The organism is Chamaesiphon sp. VAR_48_metabat_135_sub, assembly GCF_031418915.1.
GTDB lineage: Bacteria > Cyanobacteriota > Cyanobacteriia > Cyanobacteriales > Chamaesiphonaceae > Chamaesiphon.
This window is the reverse complement of sequence record NZ_JANOJV010000024.1, coordinates 32,519-47,434: the sequence shown is the minus strand read 5'-3', so window position 1 is coordinate 47,434 and position 14,916 is coordinate 32,519. Positions and strand designations below refer to the sequence as shown.

Genomic DNA, 14,916 nt, shown 5'->3' with positions numbered 1-14,916 from the left:
GAAGAAGCCTTTGGATCTCACCGGAATGGTCAAAATTCTCGTTGAAAATGGATACAGGCAAAAAAGGTGAAGAGGTTGTCGCCCAGTGGTTAATTAAGCGTGGGTTACTTATCCTCTATCATCGATGGCGATGGAAAAGAGGCGAAATCGACCTAATCGCCACCGAATCTGACACCCTGCTATTTATCGAAGTCAAAACCCGAAATCGATCGAATTGGGATGCAGATGGACTACTGGCTATTACCCCCCAGAAGCAGGCCAGAATCGTCCGTACCGCCGAGCTATTCCTCCTCAAGCATCCACACCTATGCGAGCAACCTTGCCGCTTTGACGTGGCTATCGTCCGCCATCAGCCCATAAATCGATCGATCGTTGGGACACCGCTCCATATTTTGGCGGATCTCACCGCTGGCGAGCATCTGCTATTAATTGACTATATTCCTGGTGCATTCGACGGATAAATTTAATTCTCATCGTCATCTCCAAACGACTCAAAATAGGTCAGTTTGCACGAGAACTAGCAGGGGATCGGAATTTTTTAATAATTGGCAAATTTCATTTGAAAAAGTGTATTCAAATATACAAATAATTAGATCGAAAATACGCTGAAATGAAGGGCGAATGCGTTATGATATCTCCGTAGATTTACCGTTGCCAGAGGAGTATTAGCTAAGAGAATATGAGAGCAGTGCGGAAACCCGTCAGTACCAACGGAGTAAATTGATGCTGATGAACGATACTGTTAAAGCCAATCTCGCTTTCTTTCCGGAAATTGCCTGCTAGTGTGCGTAGTTTATCAATAGATGAACATTTCACTCAGGAACGCAGTCATGAATAGTTATCTCCCCGACACCACTAATACATCTCATATTATGGTTTCTAATCTATCAAAACTTGCTCGTTCTATCTCTAACGGATTTATGTCACAAGTAACAATTGATCCTCGTCACTCATCCAAATTCGATCTGTTCAAACCACTGCGTGAATGGTTGGACAATCTGAAGATTTCTAATCCCCGATTAGCTCACAAACTTTGTCAACTCATCCCCTCTCAATGTCCCTTTGAACGCGATCTCAATTTATTTGGACGCACGCTCGTACACATTCCTCCCATGTGCAAACTCAACCCCCTTTACGAGGAAGTTGTGATGCTTAGGTTCAAAGCAATGTGTTATCTCGCTGACGAATGTGGCGAAGATATCAGTCAATATTGCTAATTAGGGGGTAGAGGGTAGGTAATACTTAGGCTCCGCTCAGTGCAAGCCGCTCAGTACAAGTGGTGAATATCGATCGAGCTTGACGTAGAATAGAGAGTCCAGCCTAGATCGATCCTAATATGTCCAAGCAACAGTCGCCCCAGCAGCCAGAACCACATTCGACATTAGCCGAAATTCGGGCTACGCGCCTGGTTAAAGCCGACAAACTCCGCGAAATAGGGATGAATCCCTACGCTTACAATTGGGTATCTACTCACCAAGCCGCAGCATTACAGCTAGAGTACAAAGATTTAGCTAGTGGTGAGGAAGTAGATATCCCCGTCTCGATCTCCGGACGAATCATAGCACGGCGGGTGATGGGCAAATTAGCTTTTTTTAGTATTCAAGATGAGACAGGTACGATTCAGCTCTATCTGAATAAGCAGCAGATTGAGGAAGGGATGTCAGCTCTTCCCGACGCTTTTAGTCATCTCAAACAATTAACCGATGTCGGTGATATTGTCGGCGTGAAGGGGACGATTAAACGCACGGAGAAAGGGGAATTATCCATTCTCGTCAACGAATATGTGATGTTGACGAAATCCTTACTCCCCCTCCCTGATAAATGGCACGGTTTAACCGATGTCGCCAAACGCTATCGTCAACGCTATGTCGATTTAATTGTTAATCCCTCGGTACGCGATACATTTAGAAAACGCTCCCTGATTACCGCCGGAATTCGTCGCTATCTCGAAAACCTCGACTTTATCGAAATCGAAACCCCCGTCTTGCAGTCAGAAGCCGGCGGAGCCGATGCACGTCCATTTAATACCTATCACAATACCCTCGAAATGCCGCTGTACCTGCGGATTGCTACCGAGCTACACCTAAAACGGTTAATCGTCGGTGGGTTTGAGAAAGTATTTGAACTAGGGCGGATTTTTCGTAACGAAGGTGTCTCCACCCGCCATAATCCCGAATTTACCAGCATCGAGGTATATCAAGCCTATGCTGACTACGAGGATATGATGACGCTCACCGAGGATATGATTACCACCGTCGCGCAGTCAGTACTGGGAACCTTGGAAATCAGCTATCAAGACACCCCCATTAGTCTGACAGCTCCCTGGCGACGAGTGACGATGAACGATATCGTCAAAGAAACCACAGGTTTAGACTTTAGTACCTTCGATTCTCTAGAGACAGCTCAAACAGCCGTCAAAAACGCGGGAATTCATGGCTGTAATGACGTTAAAACCCTCGGAAAACTCTTGAACGAGGTATTCGAGCAAAAGTGTGAATCAACCCTAATTCAGCCCACCTTCGTCCTCGATTATCCCACGGAAATCTCACCACTCGCCAAGCCACATCGATCGAAACCAGGCATCGTCGAGCGGTTTGAATTATTCGCAGTCGGGCGGGAACTCGCCAATAGTTTCTCAGAATTAACCGATCCTGTCGATCAACGGGAACGCTTAGAGGCTCAAGCAGCCCGCAAAGCCGAAGGCGATAACGAAGCTCACGATGTCGATGAAGATTTCCTCACCGCTCTAGAATATGGGATGCCACCTACAGGCGGATTGGGAATTGGGATCGATCGATTAGTGATGCTCTTATGTGATTGTGCCAGCATTCGGGATGCGATCGCTTTCCCACTCCTGAAACCGGAATCGACCGAACAATCTGGAGACGATTAAACGATTGGAGGGTGTGTTAGCCCTGTCATTAACGCACTCTCCAAAGATATATCCGGCACAGAAAGTAATACCTCCTCCCATATTTTGCATTGCTCTAATACTTGCAAAACTACTGGTAATGGTTCTGCTAAAACACCAACAAAATTAGCTTCCTGTGGTAATTTAATTTCAAAAGCTAATTTCTCTTGCGGTGGTACAAACTGTGCATCAACTCCATCCCGATTACCACGCGGATCGACGCGATACCAACCAATTTTTGGCAAGAAAATTGCATTCAAACCATGTAAAGTGCAAGGTATATTATTAGAAATAAGCTTCGACTCTGGCGGATTGTCAATAGTCAATCGTTGATAACACAATCCAGCAGGAATCTGATTAGCGCGAAGTAATGCGGCAAGTAAATGGCTTTTAGCGAAACAATATCCGGTTTTGTACTTTAGTACGTCTGATGCACGACAAGTGACGGGGTTCATTTGATAGTCGCGACTATGATAAATTTCATCACGTACCCATTCAAAACAAGCTTTGGCGATTTCTTCTGTGGTTTGACAAGTTGAGCCGAGACGATGGGCAAGTTCTACAATTTCTGGATTTTGCCAGTCAATTATTCTGCTAGATCGTAAATATTTTTCCATGTTCAGTTGAGATGATAATTCAGGAAACAGCATATTCTGAATATTCACGCATGGAAGGACGGTGAAATCCCACCACTATTTCCTTTTTAGAGATACCCATCTCTTCTAACTCCAGATTGTTGCTGTGCAAAACATAAATGCTCGACAATCAGTGAATCGATCGCACTTAAAGATCGATCTCGATAGGCTCCATAACGTTCTTGCTTATTCTTAATCTTAGTCGGCAACTCCTGGAAAATTCCAAAATTTGGCGGCATCGGCTGAAAATATTTAGATTCGGCAGTACTGATAAAATCAAATAGGGAACCCATCATGGTGACACGCGGCATGACGATCGGTTCTAATCCTAATGCTAACCGAGCCGCATTCGTTCCCGCCAACCAGCCCCCAGCCGCCGCCGCCGTATAACCTTCGGTACCAATGATTTGCCCTGCTGCTAATAAGGTGTTGCGACTATGAAATTGGAGTGAGGAAGAGATTAATTGCGGCGAGTTGATAAAGGTGTTGCGGTGCATCACTCCCAACCGCACGAATTCGGCATTTTGCAAGCCAGGAATCATTGAGAAAATCCGCTTTTGTTCGCCCCACTTCAGATTAGTCTGAAACCCGACCATATTCCACAGTTGCCCAGCTTTATCTTCCTGACGCAGTTGAATGACTGCATAGGGACGATGAATTTGGTTCTCAGGAGCTTTAAAATCACCTCTACGACCATCAAACAAGCCGACGGGTTTTAAGGGGCCATAACGCATCGTTTCCTCCCCGCGTTGAGCTAATTCCTCGATCGGCAGACAGGCTTCAAAAAATTTAGCAGTTTCTCGATCGAAATCCTTTAATTCTGCCTGTTCCGCCTGACACAATTCCTGGCGGAAGTTTAAATATTGCTCCTTATTCATCGGACAATTGAGATAAGCGGCATCCCCTTTGTCATATCTCGAAGCCAAGAAAGCGATGTTTTTATCGATCGAATCCCCGACGATAATCGGACTCGCCGCATCAAAAAAATTGAGATATTCCATCCCCGCAAATCGCTGTAAATCCTCGGCTAGCGAGGGAGCTGTTAATGGCCCAGTTGCTAAAACTACAATGCCATCGCGGGGAATTTCTGGCACTGTATCGCGGCAAAATTCGACCAGGGGATGGCTTGCCAATGTTTCAGTCAAATCGTGACTAAATCGACCGCGATCGACTGCCAATGCTCCACCAGCGGGGACAGCATGAGCATCTGCCTTACTAATGATAATCGAACCTAACCTGCGTAATTCTTCATGCAATAATCCAGCGGCTCGATCGGTAGATTGGGCACCAAAAGAGTTGCTACATACCAGCTCGGCTAATTCCTCACTATGATGAGCGGGACTCAAAGTGTGGGGGCGCATCTCATACAGTGTCACGGGCACACCAGCCTGGGCAATTTGCCAAGCTGCTTCCGTACCTGCTAAACCACCACCAATCACCCGAACGCGCATAACGATTTAAGATTTTAAGTCTACCGTTCCATTATAAGCTGCCCAAGCGATCGAGGTTACTCGTGGTAGATTGCCAACTGAGATTATTTTTTGGAGTTGTCTGACTCGCCGAGCATGGTTGTTGCCATTTTTGAATCGGTAAATCTGGTTTCTTGTCGAGATCGATCGGCGATGGTTTCACCGAGTTGTGTCATGTAATCTGTCCAAGGTACTTCGGTATCTTGTTCGGCAGTAAAGTAGTCTTGAGCAGAAGCAAAATGGTCTTGAGTTTCATTTTGTTCGATTACACCATTTACAATTAGTCCCAAAACATGAGAATGAGCTAGTTCCAATTTTTCCCGAGCAGCAAGAGCATTACTCGCCTCAATTACCCCAGGTCGAGATACTAACAAAATCCCGTCAGTCAGATGACCGACTGTCAACGTATCTGTAGCCACCAGAATCGGCGGAGTATCGATAATTACAAAATCATACAGAGCGGAAACTTCTTGAATTAGTGATTTCATTTGCTTGGATTCAAGCGAAGATAGCGGATTTGGCGGTCTCGCTCCAGCCGTTAACACATCTAAATTATCCATCACCGTCCATAAATTTTGCTTGAATTTAGATCTGCCAACTAGTAGCTCGCTCAAACCTTTTTTCAGAGGTAGTTTCCAAAAACGGTGCTGATAAGGAACGCGCATATCAGCATCAATCAGTAATACTTTCTGTCCCAGTCCAGCAATTGCTGCTGCTAAATTAGCGGCTACTTTAGACTTGCCTTCATTTGCAACCGCACTAGTAATCGCAATCGTTTTTAATGCTTTTTCCGAACTGATAAATCTCAGATTAGCTTGGATTGTTCGCGACATTTCACTAGTTAAAGACTGTGGGGTATCGCGAACTGCAACTTCTAGTGTTGTCAAAGCACCATCGACCTCGCGAGATCGAGTTTTCTTCTTCTTATTTGCAGGTATCACTCCCAGCAATGTATATCCAAATATTTTATCGATCTCTTTGACAGTTTTCAAAGATTTATCTTTGATTTCCAGATAGGCAACTGCACTAGTGCCCAGCAAAGCACCAAGTAACAACCCTAAAACTCCAACAATCGTCTTTTGACTATTATCTGGTGTTTCGGGTACAATTGCACTAGCAATAATTCGCGCAGTTGATGTATTCTTTGTTTTGGCTAACTGTAATTCTTGAACCTTTTTTAATAAGTTTTGATGTGTGGATTGAGATACTTCAAGTTGCCGTTCCAATTGACGTTGCGTTTGTACCAATTGAGGTATCACATTTACTCTTTTTTCGTAAGCCGAACGAGAGTTCTGAAGTGAAGCCAATTTTTTAATCAATCCAGTTCGCTGCACTTCTGCTTGTAATGACTCTTTAATCATGTTCTGTTTGAGTTCCCCAACTCGCAATAATCCTTGGGGAATTTGGGCCTGATTGCCAATCGTGCTACGAATCTGTTGTTCTGACAGAGTTTTTAATTTGGATTGCTTTTCTTTTAACCCAATTATGATTGGGTTATTATCAGAAAAACGGCTACTTTCAGTTGCTAGCTGCCGCTCTACATCTTGAAGTTGAGTGAGAATTGCCTGGATGGCTGGTGATTGGCTAATGGCACTGACGGCAATTGCTTCTTGAGCATTTAAATTAACTTTTTTTTGCAGTTCTTTGCTTTGAGCGTTTGCCTCTTCCAGTTGAGCTTGTGTCGCATTAATTGTAGTTTCCAGGTTGCCAATAATGCCAACGGCTGATTTTGCCTCTTCGGATAGATCTACGACATTATTTTGCTGTTTAAATTTACGTAATGCCACTTCGGATTCATTAACTGCAGATCGAGTCTTTGGCAACTGTTTGTCCATAAACTGACGTGCAGTCTCTGCCTCAGCACGATTCGTGAGAATATCATTTTCTAAATAAAGATTCATCAGCGTATTAACGACAGTGGCAGCTTTTTTAGGATTGCGATTTTTATAGCTAATTTGCAATATATCCGAGCCGCCAACAATTTTAGAAGTCAGTGCTGGTTGCAAATCGATAACCTTGAGGGATTTACCTTTCTCATTTTTGAGATCTAGTGTCTCGATGAGTCGCTGTAATAATGGGCGAGAAGAAATTATTTCCATCTGAGTACTGATGGGATTTTGATTCGTGACCAATGGCTTCAACTCTCCCGATTCGCCGCCTTCATTATTACTCGGTATCAGATTAGAACCTACTACTTTAAACGCAGAATTTTTAAATAATAATCTGCCTTCTGCCTGATATGATGGTTTAATTAGTGATGCACCTAAAATACTCAGGGCGACTGTAGAAGCAAAGATACTAGCCGCAGGTATCCACCGTCGTTTCATGGCTAATAGATAATGACTCAAGTCTAAGTCTATCGATTCTTTGGATTTCATAAAAGTCGCTATATAATCCGCTATTATAACAAGTATTTTATGATTTCAATCCGCCAAAAGGCTGAAACAAAGGGCTACAACGGGGTATTGCTTTTAGCAGATTAATTAAATATTTTCGCGATTATCGTCTTGGTGCTCGCTCGAAAGCACGCGCGATCGCATTCCATGCTAGTTTAGGCTTGTAGTCCCGATCGAAAGGCAATGGTCGGGTTGGTGCTCGATCCTCTCGCGGGATATAGTCATTCACCCAGGTATACCGATCTGTTAAGCCCCAACTAACAACCCCAATTACGGCTTTTTCAGCTAAAGCAGCGGTGAGATAGTCCTCATATATTCCGGCAACAATTCGATCCCGTTTATTTGGATCTAGTGGCAAATGTTTGTCGATCACATCCAGCTCTGTAATCATAATTTTCAGCCCCAAGCTAGCTACATTTTTGAGAAACTTTCTAAACTTCTGTGGATTAAAATCATCTCGATAACTCAGCAGATGAGATTGAATTCCGAGGATATGGATCGGGGTTCCTTTAGATTTCAGTTGCTCTAATAGTTTGAGTGTTTTGACCTGATGGACTTCGCTATATTCGAGATCGGTTTCATTGTAGACTAATAAAGCCTTAGGATCGGATCGTGCCGCAATCCGAAACGACAAATCGATATAATCTTTGCCGAGAAACTGCGCCCAGATATTATTTCTGAAAGTTGATTTACCATCTTTTAGTTCGATCGGTTCGTTAACTACGTCCCATGAATGCATTTTGCCCGCGTAACGTTTAACCACAGTTTGAATGTGGTTAGTCAGGATTTTTTCGGCATTTTGACTATTTATTGTTTTTGGCAGCCATTCCGGTAGAGCGTTGTACCATACTAACGTATGACCCCGCAACAACATCTTCTGACTAGCAGCAAATTTAGCGAAGTAGTCGGCTTTGGTGAAGTCAAAAGTGTTGATGTTTGGACGAATATTGTCCCAATGCAAGGTTGATACCATTAGACCGCACTCTCGTGCAAAAATAGACTTCAACTGTAGATCTCGATCGAATTTTTGGTGATCGGCTTCTGGTGTCGCTCCATAAATTAAGCCTTTTGCCTTGGCTCTACTTTTTAAAGACCCCTTGCCAACTATTTTAAAAGTTCTCAGCTCATTATTCTTGGGTTTCTGTTTATCGGTAAATGTGTAAATTAAGTAGCTCAATACCTTTAATTTACCAAATGACAAAATGGCAAGCGCAGTAATAGCACTAATCCCGATCTTCAAAGCTTGTCGTCTAGATATCAGCCGATTCCTAGAAAATTTAATTATACTCACTGTTCCTTAGCCTCTTGCACCAATAGGTAGATTTTAATTACTGCTATAACCTGATGAAGGTACCTTGATGGGTACCCTCAGAGCCTGTTGGCAAAGAATCCAGCGTGACTATTTTTTAAGTTGAGCCTCGATCCATTTGTAAGTATCAGCCATGCCCTGCTCTAGTGTAATGTTAGGTGCCCAGCCCAACTTTTGTTGAATCAGTGTGTTGTCGGAGTTTCTCCCTTTTGGACCGACAGGTTTAGATAGATCGTATTTACAATGAATTTTCTTACCAGAGATATCACTAATCATCGCAATCAACTCATTGATTGTGACCATTCGATCCGACCCCAAATTAAGCGGGATCGTTACATCTGAATTCACGATCCGAATGCAACCCTCAACACAATCATCGACATAACAATATGAACGTGCCTGAGTTCCATCGCCCCACACCTCAATCTCACCTTCATTACCTGGGATATTGGCAATTTTCCGACAAAGTGCCGCAGGAGACTTTTCTCTACCACCATCATAGGTACCCAATGGCCCATAGATATTGTGAAATCGAGCCACTTTAATATTCAAACCATAGGACTTCCGATAGGTTTCATGCATCATCTCGGCAGTCAACTTTTCCCAACCATATTCCATGTCGGGATCGGCAGGGAAAACCTTATCTTCTTTTAATCCTGGGCTATCATTTGTTTCTTGTAAATAATTTGGATAAACACAAGCAGAAGATGAATAAAAAATATTTTCTACTCCGCTCAATCTACAAGCTTCTAATGTATTTGTAGACATCAGGAGATTGTCATGGAGAATTTCGGCTGGAGCAGCATGAGTCCACCCGATTCCACCCATATTTGCAGCCAAACAATATGCGGTATCTACGTCTCTAGTTGCTTTGAGACAATCATCCTGTCTTCTGAGATCTAAGATTTCAAATTCATCAGCACAGGTTGTATCAAATTCAGGGTGTTTGATGTCCACCCCTCTCACCCAAAATCCCTGCTCTTTGAGTTTTTTAACTAGGTGAGAACCGATAAATCCGCCTGCGCCACCAACTAGAATTTTTTTCATTTGATTATTTTTGAACTAATAAGAAAGTTTCAGTACACTTGTCTATATGACAATCTGAGGAAAATTAATTTTTCCGACTGTCAAATTTTTTCAATCCAACGATCTGCAAAAAGAACATCCACAGGAAAATAACATTGTACAGTGTGTATCTCTTCCACAATCTTTTTGGATCTTGAAATAGTCGAAATAGCCATTCAAATCCTGATTTCTGGATAAAGATTGGAGCTTGATTAATCGTTCCACCGAAAAAATCAAATGCTGCTCCAGAGGCAATCATGATCGTGCCTGGGATTGTATCTAAATGTGCTTGCATCCATTTATCTTGTTTCGGAGAACCTAAACCGACAATGATAAAATCGGGATTTGTCTGGTTGATTCGATCGCAAATTTCTCGATCTTCTTCTGGAGTTAATTGTCTAAATGGAGGTGAATATGCTCCGACAATGTTTATCCCAGGGAAACTTGTTTCGAGAAATGATTGCATTTTCTCAGGCACGCCTTCTGCTCCTCCATACAAGAATAAACGGTAATTAGATTGAAGGCTTCTTTCGCATAATTTCAGAATAATATCTGGTGCATAAAGACGATCGCATCTTTCACCAGTTAAGAGTTTAATCCAGTATACAAACGGCATACTATCTGCGCCAGAAATATCAGCTTTATCGAAAATAGCGGCGATTTCAGGATTTAAATAGCTCTCAACAGCACAGTTAACGTTTACACAAGCAATATGCTTTGACTTGGCTTGCTTATCTTTAAGCCAACGATCGCATCTCTCGAACAACTCGTCATAGGTAATTGCGTCTACGCGAGTACCAATAAAGTTACATGTTTTCATATTTCGATCGAGAATTATTTATCATTCTTTATTAAAATTTACACCTAAAAGTCTTAAGTAAATATTCAATTCTTCCGAGCTGGAGATTTCTACCGATTGACGTAAACTTTTAGCGAATGCAATAACCGTAAACAACCTTTGCTGTCTCAGTGTCTTAAAGCAAGAATCACTAACTGATTTAATCTACAATAGTAAACTTAAGTATTGCTCGGATTAGCACCTTACTAGGATAAGCCATTAATCTAGTTTGTAACGTCAGCCATTAGGCTTAAATTATAGTAGTTTTTAAACATTATATTGGATTGTATTTTCACTAAAATATACTAAAAACATACCATCCTTTGCGATCTTTATGATTTCGGTAAAGCTGTATTTATTAACATTTTTTATCTTCACAAAATCTAATATGTTACATTACACTTTTTTATCTTCACAACATTGTCTGAAAATAGCTCCTAATCGAGCAGAATATTTACTTATATCAAAAGGGCTGACTGCTTCTCTAGCGGCATTTCCCAAAGATAATCTTAAAGTTTCATTTTCAATCAAGGATTGCATTGCCTTTGTTAACTGTTGAATTTCCCCAGGATTGACTAGTAAACCATTTTTATCTGAGATTACTAATTCAGGAATACCACCTACAGGCGTGGTAATTACAGGCAATCCCCAACTCATCGCCTCAAGCAATGCCATCGGTAAACCTTCGTTATAAGAAGGTAAGATAAAAATATTTGCTTTTTCTAAAAGTTCGTTTCGTTGTAATTCATTTACCCAATCCAAAATTTTAATATACTGACTTAAGTTTAATTTTTCAACGATATCTCTAGCTCTTTGTCCTTCTCCGTCTCCTGCTATAATTAGCTCGACATTTTGTTTTTGCGCTACAGGAATAGCCGCAAAAGCATAAATTAGATCGAAAGATCCTTTTCGTTCGCCAATTCTTCCTAAAAACAAAAGAATAACTTTCTGCGTGTCGATCCGTTGAGGGATTGCCGATGGGAATTTTACTGGGTTAGGTAATACAATTACTTGTTCTGGCTTCAAACCAAGATTTTCTACATAGAATTTTTTCCAACTGTGCGATAAAACAATAAATCGATTTGATTTGCAAAATACCCAACTTAGTCCAATTTGAATAATTCGTGGCAAATTAGTATGAAAGTCATGAAAATCTGCACTATGGCTATGAAGAATTACTGGTTTACGAAATAACCATGAAATCGTCGTGGTAATTGCTTGACGAAAGGCACTGCCTCGCTCAGAAACATGGATATAAACGAGATCTATTTCTTGTGTTAATAGTCGCGAACACAAGAAGACTAAAGCTTGGAGAAAGACTAATATTTTACGTATTGTCGATCCATCTGGTAACGTAGCTAAATGAGCGATTTCAATTTCGGCAGGTGCATATGCCATAATTAGCTTCTCAACCGAAACTATCCCACCAAATCTATCTAAGCTTTCCCCCAACATCAGAATTTTTATTTTTTCCATTGAATCAAAAAATGGCTATGGATATCTGTTATTAGAATACTATATTTTTTGGAGAACTGGATCGGTCATTTCACTTGGTTGTGGAATAGAAAGAGAGAAAAATATTGATAATTGCATAGTCCATAAAAAATTATTTTGCACTACGAGTGAACTTTCTGTGAGATTAGATAAGACGATGTAAGAAAGCAATAGTATCGGCCAAAAGGCATCTGATGTTCTCACTGACATAATATAGGCTATTCCTTTAATAAGGCTGTTGATAAATTGAAGCATATAAATTGATAGTCCCACAAATCCTAGTTCGAGACAAAGATCTAAGTAACCATTATGACCATTTGGTGTTTTAAAACTTGATGCATTCCAAACATATGAAGAAGGTCCATCTAATCCTTGCCAAAAAGCCCCAAATCCATAGCCAAGCAAAGGTTTCTCCCAAATTTTATCTAAGATCAAAGGCCAAAAATTCGTCCGCCCAGTAAGTGTTAAATCTTTGCCAAAGCTACTTGCAAGTTGCTCGGCGTTCGCGGTAAGTAACAAATATATAATAGTGACGATTGATAATATTCCGATCAGTGCGGGAACCATGAAAATGTATTTCCAGCGAAAGATATACACGATCGAGAATATATTTATCAGAATTAACAAGTTAATTAAAGGTGACGACGATCTTGAAAGTACGATCAGTCCCATAGATGCACTGAGGAGAATCCATAAAATCCAACGCTGTTTTTGGGCTTTTAGTGCTAGTAGTGAAAAGATTATGACGCTGGGAACCATATTTTTGCCAAGCACATTTTTATGATTATAAATTCCGCGCCAAGCTCCATTATGAATATTGGTCATTACGCCATATTTTGGCAGTGCTATAGAAAATAGAATACTGCCAACTACAATTATCCCGAATACCCAACCTAGTAGCTGCAACTGTTCTTTTAGGGTGTAGCGAGTGGCAAAGTAAAGCGAAAACATCATCGTCCCTGTGAGAGCGACAACGCGAGTTCTTGTTAGTTCTGGTGAGTATGACCAAGAAATAGACAATATGGCAACTCCCAATAATAGCCAGATTAAGCCATTTTTAAGAATTGCTGGAAGGACTTTTTTCCATCTTAAAAGTAACAAGCAAAAAGTAATTGGGTAAATTATCAAAAATACTTGATTGATAAAAGGAATTTCAGGAGTAGTGTCAGGGAATTCACCCTCGCTTATACCGTCAGAGAGAATTACAAATAATGGACCTCCTGAATAGTGAAGAAAAGAGAGAATTGTGAATATTTTTTCCGATAATATAAGTATTTTATTCATGATTGGATCGAGCTAATTACGCTTAAAAATATTTTTCATATTTAAAATTAACAGATAAATTTGCCATCTCTAATCAGATTTATATTTGCTCAATCATTAGGCTATTATATTATGTAGATCGCTGACATGCTGTGATTTCACTCAACTTGCGATTGTGATTAGCAACATGATTATAATCATTTAAGTTTTATCACAGAGTGAGATTCCGATCCATGTGAAAAAGCACAACTGTTCAGGGGGTCATGAGAGAATATGGGTTTCAAGCGATTCTAGGCAGCTATTGGGTCTAAGTTAGTCGTTTTATCGTATCAGTGATGGTTCAAACCCATTGACTTCGCACCCCCGAATAGTTACGAAAAAGCAGCCAATTAGCTGTATATGACGGGACGAAAAGTAAGTAGAATGGAGAAGGTAACTCTATTCATTATGTCTCAAAAAGGATTAATTTTATGGAACCAAGAGGAATTAAATTAGTAAGTCGCTACAAGTCTTATTATGGCATCCCTACTGATGTAGAAATTTCAGAAGAAATGGTACTCCATCATTGGGCTTTAGAGAAAAAATTGACAAAAGAGCTGTTAGACTCAACTCCAGAAAGTCGGTGGGAAGTATTCGAGCAAGCTTATACTCTACTATATAGCGAATTAGAATGGCTAAACAAGATACCAGGGGATACTAGAAGTGCATCTGAAAAGTATCAGACGTGGGTAACAACAATCGGTGATAAGCCTAAGAAAATTTATGAGGTTGGCTCGGGGAAAGGAGAGATGATCTCATATTTAGCTCAATGTGGGTTTGAATGTAAAGGTACTGAAATTACCAAAGAACGTGGATCGAAACACGTAAATGAGTCATTACCTAACTTAGTTTGGGCGAGTTCTGATGGCATAAATTTAGTGCAGTTTGAGCCTATGGACTATTACGATTTAGTTGTATCAAATCAAGTAATCGAACATTTTCATCCTGACGATTTACAAACACACTTTCAGAATGCTTTTAGTATCCTGAATAAAAATGGGCGATACATTTTTAGTACACCTCATTGTCATACTGGGCCACAAGATGTCTCCTTTGTATTTGACTATGATGATTCTAAAGGTATGCACCTCAAGGAGTATACATATAGTCAATTAATTGAACCATTAACTTTAGCTGGATTTAAAAATATATCTTGTACTATTCCTTTTGGAATTAACAAATTTCTCCAAAAATCAGGAATTAAAGACCAAGATCGCCTAACCAAAGTTGGTGCCTTATATTTCAATTTTATGCTACTCGTTGAGAAAATGTTGTTCTTGATTCCCATTAAAAAAATACGTCGCCCCTTCGCTAAATTTTTAAGAAAGATTTATATCTTTGCAGATAATATTTTCTTGGTTGCTCACAAATAAAAAAATAGTCGATTCTAAATAAAACACAATTTTTAACTAATACAGGGCGGCGCAAATAAAGCTACTACTTTATTGTCGGGATTCGGGGTTAAGAGTTTGGAAATAGTCCCGTAACTTGCACCGC

13 protein-coding genes are annotated in these 14,916 nt (G+C 40.7%); 4 read left to right on the top strand and 9 right to left on the bottom strand.

The features are described 5' to 3' along the window. Positions 1 to 47 precede the first annotated feature (47 nt). The 3 genes from RMO55_RS01870 to lysS all read left to right on the top strand — a co-directional run bounded on the left by RMO55_RS01870 (position 48) and on the right by lysS (position 2,893). A complete protein-coding gene (locus tag RMO55_RS01870) occupies positions 48 to 461 on the top strand; it encodes a YraN family protein (RefSeq protein ID WP_310422628.1) in 414 nt (137 codons plus the stop codon). A 459-nt stretch (positions 462 to 920) separates the two neighbouring features. Further along, on the top strand, positions 921 to 1,217 hold the full coding sequence (locus RMO55_RS01865) for a Mo-dependent nitrogenase C-terminal domain-containing protein (protein ID WP_396134148.1): 297 nt from the start codon (positions 921 to 923) through the stop codon (positions 1,215 to 1,217). Between the two features lie 119 nt (positions 1,218 to 1,336). Further along, positions 1,337 to 2,893, top strand: a complete 1,557-nt coding sequence (lysS, locus tag RMO55_RS01860; RefSeq protein WP_310422626.1) for a lysine--tRNA ligase — start codon at positions 1,337 to 1,339, stop codon at positions 2,891 to 2,893. Here lysS and RMO55_RS01855 read toward each other — a convergent pair. From RMO55_RS01855 to RMO55_RS01820, 9 genes are all read right to left on the bottom strand, one after another. Next, positions 2,890 to 3,528: a transglutaminase family protein gene (locus RMO55_RS01855; protein WP_310422622.1), complete on the bottom strand. Its 639-nt coding sequence runs from the start codon at positions 3,526 to 3,528 to the stop codon at positions 2,890 to 2,892. The two genes, lysS and RMO55_RS01855, sit on opposite strands and share 4 nt — an antisense overlap. A gap of 19 nt (positions 3,529 to 3,547) precedes the next feature. After that, complete coding sequence (locus RMO55_RS22150) at positions 3,548 to 3,628, bottom strand: element excision factor XisI family protein (protein ID WP_396134149.1); 81 nt, start codon at positions 3,626 to 3,628, stop codon at positions 3,548 to 3,550. Next, positions 3,615 to 4,997, bottom strand: coding sequence for an FADH(2)-oxidizing methylenetetrahydrofolate--tRNA-(uracil(54)-C(5))-methyltransferase TrmFO (gene trmFO, locus RMO55_RS01850; RefSeq protein WP_310422619.1), 1,383 nt, complete (start codon positions 4,995 to 4,997; stop codon positions 3,615 to 3,617). The genes RMO55_RS22150 and trmFO overlap by 14 nt, the downstream gene beginning before the upstream one ends. 83 nt (positions 4,998 to 5,080) lie before the next feature. Next, positions 5,081 to 7,393 carry a polysaccharide biosynthesis tyrosine autokinase gene (locus tag RMO55_RS01845; RefSeq protein WP_310422617.1) on the bottom strand — a complete coding sequence of 771 codons (2,313 nt, stop codon included), beginning with the start codon at positions 7,391 to 7,393 and terminating at the stop codon, positions 5,081 to 5,083. Between the two features lie 121 nt (positions 7,394 to 7,514). Then, positions 7,515 to 8,651, bottom strand: coding sequence for an endo-1,4-beta-xylanase (locus tag RMO55_RS01840; protein WP_310422615.1), 1,137 nt, complete (start codon positions 8,649 to 8,651; stop codon positions 7,515 to 7,517). 159 nt (positions 8,652 to 8,810) lie between these two features. Then, on the bottom strand, positions 8,811 to 9,767 hold the full coding sequence (locus tag RMO55_RS01835) for an NAD-dependent epimerase/dehydratase family protein (protein WP_310422612.1): 957 nt from the start codon (positions 9,765 to 9,767) through the stop codon (positions 8,811 to 8,813). A gap of 64 nt (positions 9,768 to 9,831) precedes the next feature. Further along, positions 9,832 to 10,605, bottom strand: coding sequence for a WecB/TagA/CpsF family glycosyltransferase (locus RMO55_RS01830; RefSeq protein WP_310422610.1), 774 nt, complete (start codon positions 10,603 to 10,605; stop codon positions 9,832 to 9,834). A gap of 414 nt (positions 10,606 to 11,019) precedes the next feature. Further along, the gene (locus RMO55_RS01825; protein WP_310422607.1) at positions 11,020 to 12,099 is read right to left on the bottom strand and encodes a glycosyltransferase family 4 protein; all 1,080 of its coding nucleotides are present in this window, start codon (positions 12,097 to 12,099) and stop codon (positions 11,020 to 11,022) included. A gap of 39 nt (positions 12,100 to 12,138) precedes the next feature. Next, positions 12,139 to 13,401: an O-antigen ligase gene (locus RMO55_RS01820; protein WP_310422604.1), complete on the bottom strand. Its 1,263-nt coding sequence runs from the start codon at positions 13,399 to 13,401 to the stop codon at positions 12,139 to 12,141. Positions 13,402 to 13,850: 449 nt separating this feature from the next. Between RMO55_RS01820 and RMO55_RS01815 the strand changes: the two genes are divergently transcribed. After that, positions 13,851 to 14,792 carry a methyltransferase domain-containing protein gene (locus RMO55_RS01815; RefSeq protein WP_310422601.1) on the top strand — a complete coding sequence of 314 codons (942 nt, stop codon included), beginning with the start codon at positions 13,851 to 13,853 and terminating at the stop codon, positions 14,790 to 14,792. Positions 14,793 to 14,916 lie beyond the last annotated feature (124 nt).